The sequence below is a fragment of the Stenotrophomonas sp. YJH_SMC_33 genome (assembly GCF_059372295.1).
In genome coordinates this window covers 789,919-810,050 of the sequence record NZ_JCAFVJ010000001.1, presented here as the reverse complement: position 1 = coordinate 810,050, position 20,132 = coordinate 789,919, and the positions used below count along the sequence as shown (strand labels likewise).

Below are 20,132 nucleotides of genomic sequence, written 5' to 3'. Positions count from 1 at the left end.
GTGGAACCACCCGATCCCATCCCGAACTCGGAAGTGAAACGCAGCTGCGCCGATGGTAGTGTGGCTCAAGCCATGCGAGAGTAGGTCATCGCCAGGGTTTACACCCAAAACCCCGCTGCTCACGCAGCGGGGTTTTTCTTTGTACGTAGCAAACGCCGGTAGTGCCGGCCGCTGGCCGGCAACCCGATGGCGTTACATCGCCCGGTAGATCCACGCCATCCGTGGATCCCCCTGCGAGGAACAGCGGCGCCAACCAAGGTTGGCCGCTACCAACAGCAGGCGCACACAGCGGTCGTTTGCCGGCCAGCGGCCGGCAACTTTGTGCGCGGTAAACACCGGGTAGTGCCGGCCGCTGGCCGGCAACCCGATGGCGTTACATCGCCCGGTAGATCCACGCCATGCTTGGATACCCCCTGCGAGGAGCAGCGGTGCCAACCAAGGTTGGCCGCTACCAACAGCAGGCCCACACAGCAATCGGTTGCCGGCCAGCGGCCGGCACTACCAGGGGCAGGTCACGCATAAAAAGACGGCGCCCTGCGGGCGCCGTCCTCATCCACTCGCTTGGCAGACCCTGATCAGGCGGCCCCCGGGACCTCGTGTGCTTCCTGCTGGCGGAAGACCGACACCGCTTCAGTCAGCGTCCCAGCCTGCGATTGCAGCTCACGTGCGGCAGCGGTGGCCTCCTCCACCAGCGCCGCGTTCTGCTGCGTGGCCTGATCCATCTGCACCACGGTCTGGTTGATCTGCTCGATGCCAACCGACTGCTCCTGAGATGCCGCCGAGATCTCGTGCATCAGGTGGCTGACATTCTCAACGCCCCCGACAATGCCCTGCATCCGCTGGCCCGCATCGGCCACCAGCTGGGCACCTTCGCCCACCTGGCGACCCGCCTCATCGATCAGCTTCTTGATTTCCTGTGCGGCGGCGGCGGAGCGCTGCGCCAGCACGCGCACCTCGCTGGCCACCACCGCGAAGCCGCGGCCCTGCTCGCCGGCACGGGCGGCCTCCACTGCCGCGTTGAGCGCGAGGATATTGGTCTGGAAGGCGATGCCATCGATCACGCCAGTGATGTCGCCGATCCGCTTCGAGGCTCCCTCGATCGCCTGCATGGTGTCGACGACCCGCTGCATGGCGACGTTGCCGTCGCTGGCGGCGCTCTGGGTGGTGATTGCCAGCTGGCTCGCCTCGCGCGCATGGGCAGCGTTCTGGCGCACGGTGGCGGTCAGCTCTTCCATCGAAGCGGCGGTTTCCTGCAGGTGCGCTGCCTGGCGCTCGCTGCGCTCGGACAGCGCGCCATTGCCCGCAGCGATTTCGCTCGCAGCGGTGCTGATCGAGGACGCGCACTGCTGGATACGGCCCACCATGCGCGCCAGCTGGCCGGCGGTGGCGTTGGCATCGCGCTGGATCGCGGCAAAGGCGCCGTGATACTCACCATGCATGCGTCGATCGAGATCGCCGCTGGCCAGCGCCGAGAGCATCTGCCGCACCTCGTCAACCGTACTGCCCAACGTATCCAGCAACTGGTTGATGCCACCGGTGAGGCCATCGAGGAAGCTGGCACCTTCGGTTGCCTGCAGGCGCTGGTCGAGGTCGCCGGCGGCGGCGGCCGCGACGATGCCGGCGACGGCGTTCTCCAACGCGAGCTCATGGGTACGGTCATGCCACTCCACGGCGAAGCCCAGGCGCACGCCCTGTGCGTCGAAGACCGGAGTAACCACCTGTGCGAAGTGCACCGGGCCGATCTGTACCTTGCCGTTGTGGCTGACCTGCAGGCCATTGAGGATGGCGCGGATCCGGTCCGGGTTGGCGTGGAAGCGATGGATGCTGCTACCGACCAGGCGCTCGGCATCGAAATCGGGGAAGGCCTGGCGCAACGTTGCCTGCTGGTTACGCAGCAGGGCCACCACCGAGCGGTTCACGTAGCGGATCACGTGATCGTTGTCGGCAATCATCATCGCGGTGCGCGAGGCATCGAGGGCCTGGCGGATCTGCGCGTTCTCGGCGTGTGCCTCCGCTTCGCGTCCACGCTGGGCCTGCACATGGCGTGCGGTGTCGGCCAGCGCATGGGCCAGCGAACCTGGTGCGTAGGCGGTGGTGTCAGCATGTGCACCAAGATCGGCGCCGGTGGCGATGTCGCGCGCCAGCGCGGCCAGCCGGCGGGGACCGTGGCCGAGTGCTTCGGTCTGCTGGCGGAGCCGCAGTGCGACCTGGCCAAGGAACAGGGTCAGGCCGGCCAGCATCGCGGCCTGCAGCAGCGCCGGCCACAGCGCAGTACCGTCCAGCAGCGGTGCCAGCAGGGAGAGCGTACCGACGCCACCGGCCAGCCACACCGGAAGGCGATCACGGTGGCCCAGCAGCACGCCCAGCAGCAGGGCAATCGGCAATGCCGGTGACAGGCTGATGATCGCGCACAACACGGCCAGCTGCAGCGACAACAGCAACGCCAGACCGTTGCGGGCGACGGCCCGGCCCGCCTGGGGGCCGCCCAACCACGCGGCTGGCAATACGGCGACGGCCGCCAACGCGGCGGCTTGTGCCTGCGGCCCACGCAGCGCCAGCACCAGGGCAGCCATAGCCAATATCCCGCTGCCGATCAGCAGGCGGCGGTCAGCGCGGCGCGCGAGCTGCTGCAGATGCGGCAGGCGGGCGGTATCGGGGGGACGGGAGGATGCAACGGACATCGGCGACTCCTGGGTCAGCTAAAGACAACGGCCACGCCGCAACGCACGCAGCAGGGCGTGACGAGGGCGGGTGCCGGGAATTCGGGGAATGCGACGCGATCAGCGACGGGCAGACGTGGCACCGTGGCCACATCCTGTGGATGACGGTGCAGCAGAGCGGGCATGCGGACTTCCTTGCAGGACCAGACACACGCCGCAGGCCCGACCGGGTCCGCGTGCGGCGGGCGCAGGGGCCCGCAACTGATGTATCGGCCGCAACTGCGCGGAGTGAAGTGCGCGGACGCCGCGACTCAGCCGGCGTTGTCGTTGCTGAAGAAGTGCAGGATCACGTCTGCGATCTGTTCCGGGTTTTCCATGTGCAGGTGATGGTTGCCGGGAAACACCGCCAGCCGCCCGTTGCGCAGGTGCTGCAGGCGCTCGCTGCGCATCGGCTCGGGGTAGTAGGACTGCGCAGGCGTGGCATAGATTACCTGCGTCGGGCAGGCGATGGCCTGCAGCAGGTTGTCGATCTGGCCTTCGCTGAGGCGGATCGCGGTAGGCAGCATCAGCCGCGGATCGCTGCACCAGCGGTAGCCGCCCTCGACCGGTTCCACGCCCCGCTCGACCAGCAGCCGTGCGCATCCTTCGCTGAGCTGGTTGGTCATCATCCGCGCACGGATCGGCGCGGCCAGGTCAGGGAACACGCGCAACTGCTTGCGTGCCAGTCCCCGCGTGGCGTTTACATGTTCACGCAGACGGTTGGCCGTTTCTTCCTCGGGGCCACGCAGGCCGCCCAGTGCTTCGATCGCCACCAGCCGCTCGACGCGGTCGCTGACCGAGGCGGTGAGACTGGCGATGCCGGCGCCCATTGAATGACCGAGCAGGCTGAAGCGGTCCCAGCCCAGCGCGTCGGCGACATCGAGTACGTGGCAGATCGCGGCGGCCGTGGTGTAGCTGGCACCGGCCGGCAGGTGCGCGCTGTGGCCATGCCCGGGCAGGTCGATGGCCACCAGCTGCAACGGCGACAGGTGCGGCGCCAGCGGCACGAAGCTGGCCGCATTGTCGAGCCAGCCATGCAGGGCCAGCACGCGCGGGCCGTCGCCGTGATTGCGCAGGCCGGCGACGCGCGCGCCACCGACCTCCAGTTCAAACGGCTGCAGACTCATGCCAGCGAGGCCACGGCCAGCCGCGCCAGGGCGCGAGCGTGTTCCGGATCGGCGTTGAGGCAGGGGATGTAGCGCATCGTCGCGCCGCGCTCGGCCAGCGTCTCGGTGAAGCCCAGCGCCACTTCCTCCAGCGTTTCCAGGCAATCGGTGGCAAAGCCCGGGCAGACCACGTCGATCTGCTTCACGCCGGATTCGGCCAGCGCCCACAGGCTGGGCTCGGCATACGGCTGCAGCCAGCGCTCGCGGCCGAAGCGCGACTGGTAACCCATCTGCCAGTCGTCCCTGCCCAGGCCCAGTGCGTGGGCGATGGCCTGCGCGCTTGCCTCGCAGCGCTGCGGATACGGGTCGCCCGCGTCGGCCAGGCGCTGTGGGATGCCATGGAAGGAGAACATCAGTTTCTGGCCGCGACCGTGCTGCTCCCAGTAGCGGCGGATCGATCCGGCCACGGCCTCGACCCAGCCTGGATCGACCGAGTAATCGCGCACCAGGCTGACGGTTACGCCTGGGTTGCGGCGCTGCCACGCATCGACGCGGTCTTCGACCGAGGCGGTGGTGGTGGTGGAGTACTGCGGGTACAGCGGCAGCACCACGATGCGGCGCGCGCCGTCGGCTGCCAGGCGGTCGAGCTCGCTGGCCAGCGCCGGTTCGCCGTAACGCATCGCATGGCGCACTGTCAGGGTCGGCAACAGGGCCTGCATGGCCTGCGCCAGCTGGCGTGTATGCACCATCAGCGGTGAGCCGTCGGGCAGCCAGACCTGGGCGTACTTGGCCGCCGAACGACTGCTGCGCAGGGGCAGGATCAGTCCGCGCAGCAGCGGCTGCCACAGCAGTGGCGGGATCGCGACCACGCGGCGGTCGGACAGGAATTCGGCCAGGTAACGGCGTACGGCGGGGGCCGTCGGCGTCTCGGGCGTGCCTAGGTTGACCGCCAGCACGGCGGTATCGGGTGCGTCGAGCATGGGCGGTATTGTCGCCGATCCGGCGCCGTGCCGGGATGCAGGGTTCGGATTGCAGGCATAGCGCGCATCAATGTGAGCAGGGAACGCTCATTGGGGATTCATGACAACGCTACTAATTTCAGTCACTTGCTATATCTTCCTATGGACTGACTTCTGGAGCCTGCCATGCGTCGCCCGATCCAAGCCCTGCTGATCGCCGCCAGCCTGCTGTCCAGCCAGGCCATGGCCGGACCGCAGGAAGACCAGCGTGCGCGCAATGCCGTGCGCGTGCTTGCTGAAATCCAGGAAATCCCCGAACAGGGCATTCCGGACAAACTGCTCGACGAAGGCCGCGCGGTCATCGTCATTCCCGACACGATCAAGGCCGGTCTGGTCATTGGTGGTCGTCGTGGCCACGGCCTGATGTCGGTGCGCATGCCCAACGGCGCCTGGTCCAATCCGGTGTTCGTGAAGCTGACCGGCGGCAGCATCGGCTTCCAGGCCGGCGTGCAGTCCTCGGACGTGGTGCTGGTGTTCCGCAACGACCGCAGCCTGGACAACCTGGTCAATGGCAAGTTCACGCTGGGCGCCGATGCCGGTGTCGCCGCCGGCCCGGTCGGCCGCAATGCCGCCGCTGCCACCGACGGCCAGCTGAAGGCCGAGATCTGGTCCTGGTCGCGCGCGCGCGGCCTGTTTGCCGGCGTCGCGCTGGATGGTGCGGTGCTGCAGATCGATGATGCCGCCAATCTGGATGCCTACGGCAGCAACACCACGCCGCGCATGATCTTCGAAGGCCGCGCTGCCGGTTCGCCGTCGATGGATGTGGTGGCCTTCCGTGACCGCCTGGAAGAGGCCACCTACGCTGCACGCAGCAACCGCAGCGGCAACGGCAGCGCACCACGTCCGGCAGCGGCCCCGGCGGTTGCGCCGGCGCCTGTTCAGGCAGCACCGGCCGCCCCGGCGGAAGCCACCACGGCGCCGCTGCAGAACGTGCCGCAGACCCCGCCACCGCAGCAGCAGGGCTTCCAGCCGGTCAATGACGGCGAAATCCGCACGGAAACGCTGGGCGGGAACTGACTTTCGTCACGCGCGCCGGCTTACAGCCGGTGCGCTATGCTCGACAGCCTGATCACTAACGTAACGAGCGTCTTTATGGGCAGTTTCAGCATCTGGCATTGGTTGGTCGTGCTGGCCATCGTCCTGCTGGTGTTCGGCACCAAGCGCCTGACCAGTGGCGCCAAGGACCTCGGCTCGGCAGTCAAGGAATTCAAGAAGGGCATGCGCGACGACGACAAGCCGAACGCGCAGCTGGGCGACGAGTCGCGCAGCCAGGATGCCTCGCGCACCGTGCAGGACGAGCACGACCGCAACCCACGCTGATCCGGAGCGGTCGCGGTGTTCGATATCGGCTTCAGCGAACTGCTGGTGATTGCCGTGGTCGCTCTGGTGGTGCTCGGTCCCGAGCGCCTGCCCAAGGCGGCCCGCTTCGCCGGCCTGTGGGTGCGTCGTGCCCGCAACCAGTGGGATTCGGTGAAACAGGAACTGGAGCGCGAACTGCACGCCGAAGAGATCAAGCGGCAGATGCAGGACGTGCGCCAAGGCATGCAGGACACCGAGAACCAGCTGCGCGCCAGTGGCGAAGCGCTCCGTCGCCAGGCCCAGCAGGCGCGGCAGCAGGGCGACGATCTGGCGCAGGAAGTGCGAGCACCGGCGCAGGCCGATCTGCCGCCGCACATGATTGCCCAGCCCGGCGTGGACCCACCGGCCCAGGCTGGCGCCGTTGCCGGGGCGGCTGCAGACGCGCCCGCTGAAGCATCCGCGACACCGCCGCCGCAGAGCACGGAGCGCCAGCCATGAGTGAACAGGATTTCGGCGAAAGCTCGCTGGTCGAACATCTGGTGGAACTGCGCGGCCGCCTGGTGCGCGCATTGCTGGGCCTGGGCGTGGTGCTGCTGGCGCTGCTGCCGTTTACCCAGAAGCTGTACAACGCGCTGGCCGAACCGCTGGTGTCGCAGCTGCCAAACGGGCAGACGATGATCGCCACCAACCCGGCCGGCGCCTTCTTCGCCCCGCTGAAGCTGACCTTCTTCGTCGCCCTGTTCGTGGCGGTGCCGTGGCTGCTGTACCAGTTGTGGGCGTTTGTTGCCCCGGGCCTGTACGCGCGTGAGAAACGCCTGGCCGTACCGCTGCTGGTGTCGTCGGTGCTGCTGTTCTACATCGGCTGCGCCTTCGCCTACTTCCTGGTGCTGCCGGCGGTGTTCCACTTCCTCACCACCTTCAGCCCGGACGTGATCGCGATCACCCCGGATGCGAACGCCTACCTGGATTTCGTGCTGGCGATCTTCTTCGCCTTCGGCGGCAGCTTCGAACTGCCGGTGGCGATGGTGATCCTGGTGCTGCTGGGCTGGGTGACGCCGCAGCAGTTCAAGGAAGGCCGTGGCTACGCAATCGTCGGCATCTTCGTGGTAGCCGCAGTGCTGACTCCGCCGGACGTGGTCTCGCAGCTGATGCTGGCGATCCCGATGTGCCTGCTGTACGAGCTGGGCATCCACGCCGCGCGCTGGCTGGTGCCGTCGTCGGTAGTGAAGAAACCCGCCGCGTGATGCGGTAGCGCCGGGCCATGCCCGGCGTGCGGGGTGCGATGTGATGCCACCGCCGGGCATGGCCCGGCGCTCCCGGTGGGACCGGTCAGGCGTGGAACACGTCGCTCGAGGTCGGCGTGGTCGGGATCGGCGGCGCTGCACGGCTGCCGCGATGCACGAACATCTGCTTCCACGCGGCGTAGACCGCACCGACGTACAGCGGCATCAGCACCGTGGTCAGTACCAGCTGGGCGATGAAGGCCGCAGCCAGCGGACCACCGATCAGCATCGCGATCTGGATCACGATCACGAACAGGATGTACATGCAGAACGCGGCGATCAGGCCGAGTGCGGCGAACACGATCATCGCGCCGATGTTTTCGATGCAGCCCTGCAGGCTCAGGCGCAGCGCATGCATGCCGCTCTGCTTGTCGAACACCACCAGCGCCGGCTGGGTGAACATCGCCAGCGACAGCGCCACCGCGCTCAGGAACACCAGCAGCATCCACAGCGCAATGCGCTTTGCCGGCAGGTTGGCGACCAGCGCGGCGGCATCGTCCGGCTTGATCTGCTGGCCACTGCGGCTGATCTCTTCCATCTTGGTCATGACCTCGCTGAAGGCGGTGAAGCCCTCGCGACCGATCATCATGAACAGCAGCGCGCCCAGCAGCAGTACCGCCAGCACCTGGATCGCCAGCGGCACCAGCAGGTGGCTGACGCGGTGGTCGCGGATCGGCTGCAGCAAGTGCGAGGCCAGGCCCGGGCGGCCTTCGTCGATCTCGCCCACGGCATACAGCATGCCGCCGAACATGATAGGCGAGATGGCCAGGGTCATCAGCTGCACGGCCATGCCTGCCGCGCCGGGAATCAGCGTGGACAACAGGGTGACCAGCCAGCTCACCAGCAGCCAGGCCAGGCCGATCCGGGCCAGCTGCAGCGGCGCACGCCGGTACAGGGAGAACGTATCCAGCAACCACTGGGCGCCCGCCGAAGCCGGCAGCTTGCGAATCTCTTTCATGGACATCCGGGAGGGACAGGAGGGGCCGGGCGGCTGCCCGTGCCGCCGATTATCCCTGTTTTGCCATCGGCTGGGCTGAAGACAGCCGCGCCTGGCGCACGAAACGGCGCAACAGCTGGCGGGCCAGCGGCGCGGCGCTGACTGCGCGCTCGATGGTGCGGGCGCAGCCGCCGTGGCGACCGATGCAGTCGGCGCGGGCACGCACGTAGCCGCGCATGTGGTGGGTGGCGAATTCCGGATGGAACTGCACCCCCCAGGCGTGGCGGCCCCAGCGGAATGCATGGCAGCCGTCCAGCGGCGAGCGTGCCAGCACCTGGGCACCCTCGGGCGCACGCAGCACGGTCTGCAGGTGGGTGGCGTGGGCGGCGAAATGCTGCGGCAGGCCCTGGAACAACGGGTCCTGTGCCGCCTGCGGCTGCAGTTCCAGTTCGATCGTGCCGGACTCTCGGCCAGCCGGGTTGTAGGCCACCTCGCCCCCCAGCGCATGGGCCAGCAACTGATGGCCATAGCAGATGCCGAACACTGGCAGACCGGCGTGGGCAGTCTGGCGCAGCCATACGGCGCTACGCTCGCTCCAGTCGGCGTGGTCGGTGACGAAGGCGGCCGAGCCGGTCACCAGCACGCCAGCAAAGGCATGCGGATCGGGCAGGGCATCACCGTGTTCGACATCGACCACCACCGTCTCGTGTTCTTCCAGTCCGGCGGCGACGCGAATCCAGTGTGGAAAGCGCCCATAGCGGCGCAGCGGCGGCACCGGTCGGCCGGTTTCAACGATCAGGAACGGGGCTGGATTCATCCGGGGGCGGCAGTACTGACAGGACTTCCTCGATTGTAGTCAGCCCCTGCGCCACCTTTTCAAGCCCGGCCTGGCGCAGGGTCCGCAGCCCTTCAGCACGTGCGGCACGGCTGAAACCGGCCAGATCCATGTCGGCGCGGATCTGCCCGCGCAGCCGCGAGCCCAATGGCAGCAACTCATACAGGCCGATGCGGCCAAGGAATCCGGTGCGCCGGCACTCCAGGCAGCCAACCGGCCGACAGGGCGTGGCGGCATCTGGATATGCGCCATCGCTATCAGCCAGCACCGCCCAGTCGGCAGCACCAAGGGTGTGCGGCTGCTTGCAGTGCGGGCACAGCGTGCGCACCAGGCGCTGGGCGAGGATGCCGTTGAGGGTGCTGGCGAGCAGGTAGTGCGGCACGCCCAGGTCGAGCAGGCGGGTGACCGCCGAGGGCGCGTCGTTGGTATGCAGGGTGGACAGCACCAGGTGGCCGGTCAGCGAGGCCTGGACCGCCATCTGCGCGGTCTCCAGGTCGCGGATCTCGCCGATCATGATGATGTCCGGGTCCTGCCGCAGCAGGGTGCGCACGCCGCTGGCGAAGTCCAGGTCGATGTTGGCCTGCACCTGCATCTGGTTGAACTCCGGCGCGATCATCTCGATCGGGTCCTCCACCGTGCACACGTTCACGTCCGGCGTGGCCAGCCGCTTCAGCGTGGAATACAGGGTGGTGGTCTTGCCCGAGCCGGTTGGACCGGTGACCAGCACGATGCCGTGCGGCCGCTCGACCAGCGCATTCCAGCCGGCGACCTCCTGCGGGCTGAAACCGAGCTGGTCGATGCTCTTGAACGCGGCATCCGGGTCGAAGATGCGCATCACGCACTTCTCGCCGAAGGCGGTGGGCATGGTCGACAGGCGCATCTCGACCTCGCGGCCACCCGGCGAGCGGGTCTTGATGCGGCCATCCTGCGGGCGCCGCCGCTCGGCCAGGTCCATGCGGCCGAGCACCTTGATACGGCTGACCACCGCGGTCATCACCGCTGGCGGCACCTCGAACACCTTGTGCAGCACGCCGTCGATGCGGAAGCGCATGCGGCCCATCTCGCGACGCGGCTCCAGATGGATGTCCGAGGCGCGCTGTTCGTAGGCGTACTGCAGCAGCCAGTCGACGATGTGCACGATGTGCTGGTCGTCGGCATTGACGTCGCCGGTGCGGCCCAGCTCGACCAGCTGCTCGAAGCTGGGCAGGGTGGTGCTGGCCTCGCCGCGGACGTCGCCGCGCGCGCCACGCACCGAACGGGTCACCCCGTAGAACTCCATGGTGTAGCGGTGCAGGTCCAGCGGATTGACCACCGCCAGCTCGATGCGGCGGCGGGTCAGGTGCTGCAGGTCGCGGCGCCATTCCTGCACCAGCGGCTCGCTGGTGGCCACCAGCACCCGTTCGGCATCCACTGCCAGCGGCAGGAAGCGGTGGCGACGGGCATAGGCGTGGGAGACCAGCGCGGTGACCGCAGCGACGTCGACCCGGGTCGGATCGATACGCAGGTAGCGGTTGCCGGTGCGTTGGGCCAGCCATTCGGTCAGGCGTTCCAGGGTCAGTTCGCCGCCGTCGCGGGTGGCCAGCTTGAGGTTGGACAGCAGCACCAGCGGGTGCACTTCACTGGCATTGCGCGCGCCCTGTGCAGAAAACCGCATGCGCTCGCCCTCGTGCTCGGCGACCAGGCCGTCGGCCAGCAGCGCCGCACCCACCTGCTCGAAATGCAGGCGGCCCCACGGCAGCGGGACGCCGCCTGGCTCGCCGGGCGGGCCCACCGGCAGCCGATGTTCCATCTGCCTGCTCCTCCCGGGTACGGAATGCCCCGCAGGTCGGCCGTTATACTAGCGCACCCCCTTGCCGGCCAAGACTCGTACGCATGTCCGCGACCCCGACCGTTCCGATCACCTTCCAGGGCCTGATCCAGACCCTGAACCAGTTCTGGGCCCAGCAGGGCTGCGTGCTCATCCAGCCGCTCGACCTGGAGGTGGGCGCCGGTACCTTCCACCCGGCCACCTTCCTGCGTGCGATCGGTCCGGAAGGCTGGAATGCGGCCTACGTGCAGCCGTCGCGGCGCCCGACCGATGGCCGTTACGGTGAGAACCCGAACCGCCTGCAGCGCTACTACCAGTACCAGGTGGCGATGAAGCCGGCGCCGGACAACATCCAGCAGTTGTACCTGGATTCGCTGAAGGCACTGGGCATCGATCCGCTGGTGCACGACCTGCGCTTCGTCGAGGACAACTGGGAATCGCCGACGCTGGGCGCGTGGGGCCTCGGCTGGGAAGTCTGGCTCAACGGCATGGAAGTGACCCAGTTCACCTACTTCCAGCAGGCCGGTGGCCTGGAATGCCGCCCGGTGCTGGGCGAGATCACTTATGGTCTCGAGCGCCTGTGCATGTACCTGCAGAACTGCGACAACGTCTACGACCTGGTCTGGACCTACGGCCCGGACGGCCAGCCGGTGACCTACGGCGACGTCTACCACCAGAACGAGGTGGAGCAAAGCACCTACAACTTCGAATACGCCGACGTGGACGAAATGTTCCACCGCTTCGATGCCTGCGAGCGTGAAGCGCAGAAGCTGGTGGAAGTGGGCCTGCCGCTGCCGGCCTACGAGCAGGTGATGAAGGCCAGCCACACCTTCAACCTGCTCGATGCGCGCCGCGCGATCAGCGTGACCGAGCGCCAGCGCTACATCCTGCGCGTGCGCGCGCTGGCCCAGGCGGTGGCCAAGGCGTATTACGAGCAGCGCGAGAAGCTGGGCTTCCCGGGTGCGAAGAAGGCCTGAAGGCCGCGCTCTCCCCCTTACTCCGGGGCGCCGGACGCGTCGCGCGCTGCGCCCCCACCACAGGATTGAAACGATGAGCCAACTGTCCCCCCTGCTGATTGAACTGGGCACCGAAGAGTTGCCGGTCAAGGCGCTGCCGGGCCTGGCCCAGGCCTTCTTTGACGGTGTTGTCGAAGGCCTGCGCAAGCGTGGCATCGCGCTGGAACTGGGCGATGCGCGCCCGCTGTCCACCCCGCGCCGCCTGGCCGTGCTGCTGCCGGGCGTCGGCCTGGAACAGCCGGAACAGCACAGCGAAGTGCTGGGCCCGTACCTGAACATCGCGCTGGACGCCGAAGGCCAGCCGACCAAGGCCCTGCAGGGCTTCGCCGCCAAGGCCGGGATCGACTGGACCGCGCTGGAGAAGACCACCGACAACAAGGGTGAGCGCTTCGTGCACCGCGCAGTGACCCCGGGCGCGAGCACCGCCAGCCTGCTGCCGGAGATCCTGCGCGAGGCGATCGCGGCGATGCCGATTCCCAAGCCGATGCGCTGGGGCGATCACGCCTGGGGTTTCGCGCGCCCGGCGCACTGGCTGGTGCTGCTGCACGGTGCCACTGTGGTCGAGGCCGAACTGTTCGGCCTGCAGGCCGGCCGTGTCAGCCGTGGCCACCGCTTCCACCACGACCAGACCGTGTCGCTGGCACAGCCGCAGGACTACGTTGAAGCGCTGCGCGCCGCGTTCGTGCTGGTCGATCCGAGCGAGCGCCGCGCACGCATCGTCGCCGAGGTCGAAGCCGCCGCAGCCAAGGCCGGTGGCAGTGCCCGCATCACCGAGGACAACCTGGAGCAGGTGGTGAACCTGGTCGAATGGCCGTCGGCAGTGCTGTGCAGCTTCGAGCCCGCGTTCCTGGCGGTGCCGCAGGAAGCGCTGATCGAGACGATGGAAATCAACCAGAAGTTCTTCCCCGTGCTGGATGCGGCCGGCACGCTGACCGAGAAGTTCATCGGCATTGCCAACATCGAGTCGAAGAACGTGGCCGAAGTGGCCAAGGGCTACGAGCGGGTGATCCGCCCGCGCTTCGCCGATGCCAAGTTCTTCTTCGACGAGGATCTGAAGCAGGGCCTGGTGTCGATGGGTGAGGGCCTGAAGACGGTGACCTACCAGGCCAAGCTGGGCAGCGTGGCCGACAAGGTGGCGCGCGTGGCCGCACTGGCCGAAGTGATCGCAGCCCAGGTCGGTGCCGACCCGGCGCAGGCCAAGCGGGCTGCCGAGCTGGCCAAGAACGACCTGCAGTCGCGCATGGTCAACGAATTCCCGGAACTGCAGGGCATCGCCGGCCGCCACTACGCCGTGGCAGGTGGTGAATCGGCCGAGGTTGCGCTGGCCATCGACGAGGCCTACCAGCCGCGCTTCGGTGGTGATGACATCGCGCTATCGCCGCTGGGCAAGGTGCTGGCCATCGCCGAACGCGTGGATACGCTGGCCGGTGGTTTTGCTGCAGGCCTGAAGCCGACCGGCAACAAGGACCCGTTCGCCCTGCGCCGCAACGCGCTGGGCCTGGCCCGCACGATCATCGAAAGCGGCTTCGAGCTGGACCTGCGCGCGCTGCTGGCCAGCGCCAACGGCGGCCTGGCGGCGCGCAACGTGCAGGCCGACGTCGGCGAGCTGTACGACTTCATCCTCGACCGCCTGAAGGGCTACTACGGCGACAAGGGCGTGCCGGCTTCACACTTCAACGCTGTGGCCGAGCTGAAACCGGCCTCGCTGTACGACTTCGACCGCCGCTTGGATGCGATCGGCATCTTTGCGACGCTGCCGGAAGCCGAAGCGCTGGCCGCGGCCAACAAGCGCATCCGCAACATCCTGCGCAAGGCCGAGGGCGAGATTCCGGCGCAGATCGACGCGGCACTGCTCCAGGAAGATGCCGAGCGCGCGCTGGCCGAAGCGGTCACCGCCGCCATCGATGACACCGGCGCCAGCCTGCACCAGAAGGACTATGTGGCGGTGCTGGCACGCCTGGCGCGCCTGCGTCCGCAGGTCGACGCGTTCTTCGATGGCGTGATGGTCAACGCGGAAGATCCGGCACTGCGTGGCAACCGCCTGGCACTGCTGACGATGCTGGGCGAGCGCCTGGGCAAGGTGGCGGCGATCGAGCATCTGTCGAGCTGACGCCCGTATCGGTAGTGCCGGCCGCTGGCCGGCATTGCCCCGGATCTGTGGGTTGCCGGCCAGCGGCCGGCACTACCGGAACATCGCCGGCGGATGTCCATCGGGATCATCGGCGTCGCCGCACGCGACGTCGGCATCCTCGCGTGCGATCCCGATGATCGCCACAAAGGCGCGTATTTTGACCGCCACTTAACAACCGATCTCCAACGACGTGATGCATTTCGCATCGTCACCTCCGGTCGGTATGCTGTGCCGCATGCAGCCAAAGAAATACGCCCTGCCGCTGATGGTCCTGTCGCTGGCCGCCACCTCCGTGGCCCACGCGCGCGGCACCATCGACAAGGTGGACATCAAGGGATTGGACAAGGGCGACGACGCCGCAATCATCGAGAACATCCAGGAATCGCTGTCGCTGTTCGACACGATCGGCAAGGAGCAGGGTGAATCGCGCCTGGAGTACCTGCTGTCGCAGGCCGAGCGGCAGACCCGCCAGGCGCTGGAACCGTTCGGGTACTACAACCCGGTGATCAAGGTCGAGGCGCCGCGTCAGGATGAGCACGTGCGCGTGCTCATCCATGTCGACAAGGGGGCCCCGGTGACCGTGCGCCGCGAGCACATCGACATCACCGGCCCGGCGATGTACGACCAGTACCTGCAGGACGACCTGGCCGCCTTCAAGCCCCGCAAGGGCCAGCGCTTCGAGCACACCCAGTACGAAGCCAGCAAGATCACCATCACCCGGCGCCTGGCCGAGCGCGGCTACTTCGATGCCGACTACACCCAGCGCCAGGTGCAGATCACCCGCGCCGACAACGCCGCCGACATCGACCTGACCTGGGACAGCGGCCGCCGCTACAACATGGGCCCGGTGCGCTTCGAGCAGGATTACTTCGTCGACAAGCTGTTCGATCCACTGGTGTACTGGGACCAGGGCAGCTACTACCACGAGGGCAAGCTGGACCGGCTGCGCGAGTCGCTGACCAAGCTGGACTACTTCAGCGTGATCGACATCCAGCCGCGCCCGGACCAGGCCGATGAAAACGGCGAAGTGCCGGTGGACGTGAAGCTGACCCGGGCCAAGCGCACCATCTACACCGCGGGCCTGAGCTACGGCAGCGAGAGCGGCCCGGGTGTGCGCGGTGGCATCGAGCGGCGGTTCCTGAACAACCGCGGCCACAAGATGAACACGCAGCTGGACTATGCGCAGAAGCGCAAGAGCCTGGTCACCAGTTACCGCATTCCGGCCTTCAACTGGCTTGATGGCTGGTACACCTTCGCTGCCAGCGCGTATGACGAGCAGACCGACTACATCGACCTGCGCAACTTCAAGCTGATCGCCAGCCGCAGCGGCGAGATCAACGAACACTGGACCGCGATCGCCTCGATCAACGCGCTGCGCGAGCGCTGGCGCTATGCCTCCGGCACCGAATTCACCGACGCGGTCTACAACACCTCGACGCTGGTGTACCCGCAGCTGGTCGCCGACTACGTCGACGTCGATGACGAGCTGTTCCCGCGCAAGGGCGTCAGCGGTACGGCAACGATGCGCGCCGGTGTGGAAGGTGCGGGTTCGGACACCAGCTTCGTGCAGGCCAATGCCGTGCTGCGCTGGTACATCCCGGTGGGCGATAGCAATCGCCTGATCCTGCGCGGCGAGGGTGGCACCACCTGGACCAGCGACCTGGTGGCGATGCCGCCGAGCCTGCGCTACTTCGCCGGTGGTGACCGCAGCATCCGCGGCTACGCCTACCGTGAGGTTGGCCCGCGTACGCCGAAGCCGGACAAGTATGCGCTGGGTGCCAAGAACCTGGTGATCGGCTCGGCCGAGTACGAGCACTACTTCAACGGTGGCCCCTGGGGGGCGGCGGTGTTCGTCGATACCGGCAGTGCCTTTGACAACACCATCGACCTGCATACCGGCGTCGGCTTCGGCGTGCGCTGGAAATCGCCGGTGGGCCCGGTGCGGGTGGATATCGCGCACGGCCTGAACAACCCGGATTCGCAGTTCCAGCTGTACCTCAACATCGGAGCGGACCTGTGAGTGCCTCTGCACCGACTCCGAACAGGCCGCCGCGCGTGCGTTTCTACCGGCGCCGCCGCTTCTGGGCCTGGTCCGGCGTGGGCGTGCTGGGCCTGGTGCTGCTGGCCCTGCTGGCGGTGTACTGGCTGCTGCAGACCGTGGCCGGCCGTGACGTACTGCTGGCCCAGGTGGTGGCGCGCCTCCCGGTGGGTGCCAGCTTCACCTGGGACAAGGTGGACGGCCCGGTGGCAGGGCCGCTGACCCTGTACAACGTCGACTTCCGTTACGACGACATCCATTTCCACGCCGAGCGCGCCTACCTGGAGCCGGACCTGCGCCCGCTGCTGGGCCGCAAGCTGCTGCTGGACAAGCTGGAGCTGAGCAACGCGACGTTGAACCTGGCCAAGAGCGATGAGCCGTTCAAGCTGCCGTCGTGGCCCGATTCGCTGCCGCAGATCGAGATGCCGCTGGCGATCCAGGCCGACGCCATTGCCATCGACGGCTTCCGCATCAGCCAGGCCAACGAGCCGGTGATCGACATCAGTCGCGTGCGTGGTGGCATCGAGATCGCCAATGGCGAGTTCCAGGCACGCAGGCTGGTGGTGGACAGCGACATGGGCAACTTCACCGCCCAGGGTCGCTACATCCCGGCCAAGGACTACGACACCGACGTGACCGTCACTGCCGTGCTGCCGGCACCGCGTGGGCGCACGGCCGCCACGGTGGGCCTGGTCGCCCGCGGAGACCTGTCGCACATGGAAGTGGCCGTAGCCGGGCGCGCGCCGAAGCCACTGCACGCGATGCTGGTGTTCGATGGCCGCACCGACCCGACCTGGAACGCCAGCGTGCGCAGCGACGAGCTGGATCTGGCGCTGCTGTCGCCAGCATTGGCGAGCTCGGCGATCGCGCCGTTGTCGCTGGACTTCACCGCCGCCGGCAAGGGCGGCAATGCCAACCTGCGTGGCAAGGTAAAGCAGGGCGATCAGGAACTGGAACTGGCACCGTCGGTGGTGTCATTGCAGGACCAGGTGCTGAAGGTCTCACCGCTGCTGGTGAAGGGCCTTGGCGGTGAGGCGCGGCTGGAAGGTACCGCCGATTTCAGTCAGGAAGACCAGCAGAAGCTCAACTTCTCGGTGGTCGCGCGTGACCTGACCTGGGTGCCGGCACCGGACCCGAACACCGCCGGCAGCGCACCGGTGCCGGTCACCCTGAAGGAAGCACGCTTCGGCCTGGCCGGTACCCTGAAGGCCTGGGCGGCGATCGGCCGCGCCGATGTCGAACGCGAAAAGCAGAAGGCCCAGCTGCGCTTTGACGTACGCGGCAACGACCAGGCCGCGTCGATCCACCAGTTGCAGGCGCAGACGCCGGGTGGACAGCTGCAGGTGGAAGGCCAGGTGGCGTGGGCACCGCAGCTGGACTGGGACGCCAAGGCCACGCTGAAGGACTTCGACCCCGGCTATTTCGTGCCGGGCTGGAACGGCCGCCTGTCCGGCAACCTGGCCTCCAAGGGCCGCCAGCTGCCGCCGCCGGCCAATGCCGCACCGGGCACCTCGGGTACGCTGGAAGCCACGGTCGATCTGCCGTCGCTGAAGGGCGTGCTGCGCCAGCGCAATCTCGATGCGCAGGGAAAGTTCGCGCTGCAGGGCGCGCAGGGCCAGGGCGACCTGAAGCTGTCGCTGGGCAGCAGCCGGGTGACCGCGTCGGGCAAGGTCGGCGACCGCCTCGATATCGATGCGCGTTTCGAACCGCTGCAGCTGAGCGATCTGCTGCCGGGCGCCGACGGTGGCCTGCGTGGCCAGGTACAGGTGAAGGGCCCGCGCGACGCGCCGGACATCACCGCCGACCTGGTCGGCAACAACCTCAACTGGGACGGCTACGGCGCCGAAAGCGTGAGCATCAAGGGCCGCCTGCCGTGGCGCGGCGACAGCGGCACGCTGGCGATCCAGGGCCAGCAGGTCAACGCGGGTATGCTGCTGGAGCGCTTGAACGTGGATGCGCAGGGCAGCGTCTCCAACCTGCGCCTGGCTGCGCAGACCCGCAACGAGATGGGGGCGATCGAGCTGCAGGGCAGCGTGCGCCAGCAGGGCACGCAGTGGCGCGGCGAGCTGGCATCGCTGCGCATCGCACCGGTGAAGGGTGATGCGTGGTCGCTGCGTGCACCGGCGGCGTTCGCGATCAACGGCAGCACCTACACCCTGTCCGAAGCCTGCCTGGCCGCCGCCAGCAGCGGCGCGCTGTGCGCACAGGCCAACTGGCCGCGCGAAGGCCTGGTGGTGCGCAGTGACGCGCTGCCGCTGGCGCTGGTGCAGCCGTGGCTGCCGCCGCAGTCCGGCCGCCGCATCTATCTGCGCGGCGACGTCAGCCTGGACGCGCAGATCCGCCCGCGTGGCGCGGCCTGGGAAGGCCATGTGGAAGTGCGCTCGAAGGAAGGCGGCGTGCGCCTGGGCGAGAACCGCAACACCGTGGGCGATACCACCCGCGGCGAACTGGTGCGCTATGACCAGTTCTCGCTGAAGCTCGACATGACCCCGTCCAGCATCAAGGGCTACCTGGGCATGGGCTTCCAGGGCAACGGCTTCGTCGACGCGAAGATGCAGACCGGCTGGGAAGCCAGTGCACCACTGAACGGTGAGCTCTATCTGAACATGTCGCGGCTGTACTGGCTGGAGCTGTTCTCGCCGGACATCGTGCGCCCGACCGGCCTGATCGAGGGCCACGTGAGCCTGCGCGGTACGCGCGGGCAGCCGTCGCTGGGTGGCGACGCGCAGCTGAGCAACTTCAAGGGTGAATTCCCGGCGCTGGGCCTGACCTTCGACCAGGGCAAGGGCAGCTTCGTGGCCCAGCCCGACGGTTCAGCCAAGATCACCGCGCAGGCCAACTCCGGCCAGGGCACGCTGTACGTGGACGGTGGCCTGTCGTGGTTCGGTGATGCGCAGCCCTTGCAGCTGAAGATCCACGGCGAGAACGTGCTGCTGTCCAACACCAGCGAACTGCGCATCGTCGCCAACCCCAACCTCGACTTCACCCTGGCCAAGGCAGCGATGGAGCTGCGCGGTACCGTCCACGTGCCAGAGGCCGACATCGACCTGGAGCGCCTGGACCGTGGCACCTCGGTGTCCGAAGACGTGGTCGTGCTGGATCCGGCTGATCCGGAAGAGTCGCGCACCTCGCCGCTGGACATGGACCTGACCGTCAGCCTCGGCGAAAAGGTGAAGATGACCGGGTTCGGCCTGAAGGGCGCGCTGACCGGCAAGATGCAGGTCTGGGCCAAGCCCGGCCGCGAAATGACCGCCAATGGCGGCCTGGAAGTGAGCGGCCGCTACAAGGCGTACGGGCAGGACCTGACCATCACCCGCGGCAACCTCAACTGGAACTACAACGCGGTGTCCGACCCGCGCATCAACATCCGTGCCGAGCGACGGATCGGTGATGTCACCGCCGGCATCGACGTGACCGGGCGTGCCCAGCAACCGCGTGCCGACGTGTGGTCCGATCCTGCGATGTCGCAGTCCGAGGCACTGGCCTATCTGGTTCTGGGACGCAGCCTGACCGGCGCCAGCAGCGACCAGGCGCAGCAGGTCAACGCGGCCTCGGCGGCGCTCTCGGCCGGCAGTGGCCTGCTGGCGTCGCAGCTGGGTGCCAAGCTGGGCCTGGACGATGCCGGCGTGAGCCAGTCGCGCGCACTGGGCGGCTCGGTGATCGGCGTCGGCAAGTACATCTCGCCCAAGCTGTACGTGGGTTACGGCGTGTCGCTGGTGGGCGCAGGTTCGGTGATCACGCTGAAGTACCTGCTGCGCCGCGGGTTTGATGTGGAAGTGGAGTCGAGCACGGTGGAAAACCGTGGGTCGATCAACTGGCGGCGGGAGAAATAACCCGCCGTGGCATCCCTGTAGAGCCGAGCCATGCTCGGCTTCCGCGCGCAGCGCGGTCTGCAGGAAGAGCAGCCGAGCATGGGCTCGGCTCTACCTGACAGGCCCCCAACCATCGGCCGTTGCCCCATC

General features: G+C 67.8%; 14 protein-coding genes and 1 rRNA gene. 9 read left to right on the top strand and 6 right to left on the bottom strand.

Annotation, left to right across the window (positions count from 1 at the left end; translation table 11 throughout):
* A 5S ribosomal RNA gene (gene rrf / locus AC5P9W_RS03770) occupies positions 1–97 on the top strand; the annotation flags it as partial.
* A gap of 478 nt (positions 98–575) precedes the next feature.
* Here the strand turns inward: rrf and AC5P9W_RS03765 are convergent.
* The 3 genes from AC5P9W_RS03765 to hemH form a co-directional block, all read right to left on the bottom strand.
* Positions 576–2,681: a methyl-accepting chemotaxis protein gene (locus AC5P9W_RS03765; RefSeq protein WP_495218830.1), complete on the bottom strand. Its 2,106-nt coding sequence runs from the start codon at positions 2,679–2,681 to the stop codon at positions 576–578.
* Between the two features lie 290 nt (positions 2,682–2,971).
* Positions 2,972–3,826 (bottom strand): alpha/beta fold hydrolase, encoded by an 855-nt coding sequence (locus AC5P9W_RS03760; protein WP_019661775.1) that lies wholly within the window; start codon positions 3,824–3,826, stop codon positions 2,972–2,974.
* Positions 3,823–4,785, bottom strand: a complete 963-nt coding sequence (hemH, locus tag AC5P9W_RS03755; RefSeq protein WP_495218827.1) for a ferrochelatase — start codon at positions 4,783–4,785, stop codon at positions 3,823–3,825. The genes AC5P9W_RS03760 and hemH overlap by 4 nt, the downstream gene beginning before the upstream one ends.
* Before the next feature lie 165 nt (positions 4,786–4,950).
* Between hemH and AC5P9W_RS03750 the strand changes: the two genes are divergently transcribed.
* The 4 genes from AC5P9W_RS03750 (at position 4,951) to tatC (ending at position 7,367) form a co-directional block, all read left to right on the top strand.
* On the top strand, positions 4,951–5,841 hold the full coding sequence (locus AC5P9W_RS03750; RefSeq protein WP_019661773.1) for a lipid-binding SYLF domain-containing protein: 891 nt from the start codon (positions 4,951–4,953) through the stop codon (positions 5,839–5,841).
* A 75-nt stretch (positions 5,842–5,916) separates the two neighbouring features.
* Positions 5,917–6,144, top strand: coding sequence for a Sec-independent protein translocase subunit TatA (gene tatA, locus AC5P9W_RS03745; protein ID WP_026347229.1), 228 nt, complete (start codon positions 5,917–5,919; stop codon positions 6,142–6,144).
* A 15-nt stretch (positions 6,145–6,159) separates the two neighbouring features.
* Positions 6,160–6,621 carry a Sec-independent protein translocase protein TatB gene (gene tatB / locus AC5P9W_RS03740; protein ID WP_021204697.1) on the top strand — a complete coding sequence of 154 codons (462 nt, stop codon included), beginning with the start codon at positions 6,160–6,162 and terminating at the stop codon, positions 6,619–6,621.
* Positions 6,618–7,367, top strand: a complete 750-nt coding sequence (tatC, locus tag AC5P9W_RS03735; RefSeq protein ID WP_058979271.1) for a twin-arginine translocase subunit TatC — start codon at positions 6,618–6,620, stop codon at positions 7,365–7,367. The genes tatB and tatC overlap by 4 nt, the downstream gene beginning before the upstream one ends.
* Positions 7,368–7,452: 85 nt before the next feature.
* Here tatC and AC5P9W_RS03730 read toward each other — a convergent pair whose 3' ends face one another.
* From AC5P9W_RS03730 to AC5P9W_RS03720, 3 genes are read right to left on the bottom strand one after another with little or no spacing between them, the layout of a single operon-like run.
* The gene (locus AC5P9W_RS03730) at positions 7,453–8,364 is read right to left on the bottom strand and encodes a BPSS1780 family membrane protein (protein ID WP_019661770.1); all 912 of its coding nucleotides are present in this window, start codon (positions 8,362–8,364) and stop codon (positions 7,453–7,455) included.
* Positions 8,365–8,413: 49 nt separating this feature from the next.
* Positions 8,414–9,160, bottom strand: coding sequence for a glutamine amidotransferase (locus AC5P9W_RS03725; protein ID WP_111102328.1), 747 nt, complete (start codon positions 9,158–9,160; stop codon positions 8,414–8,416).
* A complete protein-coding gene (locus AC5P9W_RS03720; RefSeq protein ID WP_495218824.1) occupies positions 9,132–10,967 on the bottom strand; it encodes a GspE/PulE family protein in 1,836 nt (611 codons plus the stop codon). Before AC5P9W_RS03720 ends, AC5P9W_RS03725 begins: the two co-directional genes overlap by 29 nt.
* An 83-nt stretch (positions 10,968–11,050) precedes the next feature.
* Here AC5P9W_RS03720 and glyQ point away from each other — a divergent pair, with 83 nt between their 5' ends.
* The 4 genes from glyQ to AC5P9W_RS03700 all read left to right on the top strand — a co-directional run bounded on the left by glyQ (position 11,051) and on the right by AC5P9W_RS03700 (position 20,003).
* Positions 11,051–11,962 carry a glycine--tRNA ligase subunit alpha gene (gene glyQ, locus AC5P9W_RS03715; RefSeq protein WP_155030374.1) on the top strand — a complete coding sequence of 304 codons (912 nt, stop codon included), beginning with the start codon at positions 11,051–11,053 and terminating at the stop codon, positions 11,960–11,962.
* 73 nt (positions 11,963–12,035) lie between these two features.
* A complete protein-coding gene (gene glyS, locus AC5P9W_RS03710) occupies positions 12,036–14,111 on the top strand; it encodes a glycine--tRNA ligase subunit beta (protein WP_155030373.1) in 2,076 nt (691 codons plus the stop codon).
* Between the two features lie 244 nt (positions 14,112–14,355).
* Positions 14,356–16,152: an autotransporter assembly complex protein TamA gene (locus AC5P9W_RS03705; protein WP_155030475.1), complete on the top strand. Its 1,797-nt coding sequence runs from the start codon at positions 14,356–14,358 to the stop codon at positions 16,150–16,152.
* Positions 16,149–20,003, top strand: a complete 3,855-nt coding sequence (locus AC5P9W_RS03700; RefSeq protein ID WP_288041674.1) for a translocation/assembly module TamB domain-containing protein — start codon at positions 16,149–16,151, stop codon at positions 20,001–20,003. The genes AC5P9W_RS03705 and AC5P9W_RS03700 overlap by 4 nt, the downstream gene beginning before the upstream one ends.
* Positions 20,004–20,132: the final 129 nt, after the last annotated feature.

Excerpts from the sequence above, each read along its gene's own strand:
- glyQ (WP_155030374.1), top strand. The coding sequence starts at position 11,051 with ATGTCCGCGACCCCGACCGTTCCGATCACCTTCCAGGGCCTGATCCAG.
- AC5P9W_RS03730 (WP_019661770.1), bottom strand. The coding sequence starts at position 8,364 with ATGAAAGAGATTCGCAAGCTGCCGGCTTCGGCGGGCGCCCAGTGGTTG.
- AC5P9W_RS03750 (WP_019661773.1), top strand. The coding sequence starts at position 4,951 with ATGCGTCGCCCGATCCAAGCCCTGCTGATCGCCGCCAGCCTGCTGTCC.
- AC5P9W_RS03725 (WP_111102328.1), bottom strand. The coding sequence starts at position 9,160 with ATGAATCCAGCCCCGTTCCTGATCGTTGAAACCGGCCGACCGGTGCCG.
- AC5P9W_RS03720 (WP_495218824.1), bottom strand. The coding sequence starts at position 10,967 with ATGGAACATCGGCTGCCGGTGGGCCCGCCCGGCGAGCCAGGCGGCGTC.
- AC5P9W_RS03760 (WP_019661775.1), bottom strand. The coding sequence starts at position 3,826 with ATGAGTCTGCAGCCGTTTGAACTGGAGGTCGGTGGCGCGCGCGTCGCC.
- hemH (WP_495218827.1), bottom strand. The coding sequence starts at position 4,785 with ATGCTCGACGCACCCGATACCGCCGTGCTGGCGGTCAACCTAGGCACG.
- AC5P9W_RS03765 (WP_495218830.1), bottom strand. The coding sequence starts at position 2,681 with ATGTCCGTTGCATCCTCCCGTCCCCCCGATACCGCCCGCCTGCCGCAT.
- tatC (WP_058979271.1), top strand. The coding sequence starts at position 6,618 with ATGAGTGAACAGGATTTCGGCGAAAGCTCGCTGGTCGAACATCTGGTG.
- tatA (WP_026347229.1), top strand. The coding sequence starts at position 5,917 with ATGGGCAGTTTCAGCATCTGGCATTGGTTGGTCGTGCTGGCCATCGTC.
- glyS (WP_155030373.1), top strand. The coding sequence starts at position 12,036 with ATGAGCCAACTGTCCCCCCTGCTGATTGAACTGGGCACCGAAGAGTTG.
- AC5P9W_RS03705 (WP_155030475.1), top strand. The coding sequence starts at position 14,356 with ATGCTGTGCCGCATGCAGCCAAAGAAATACGCCCTGCCGCTGATGGTC.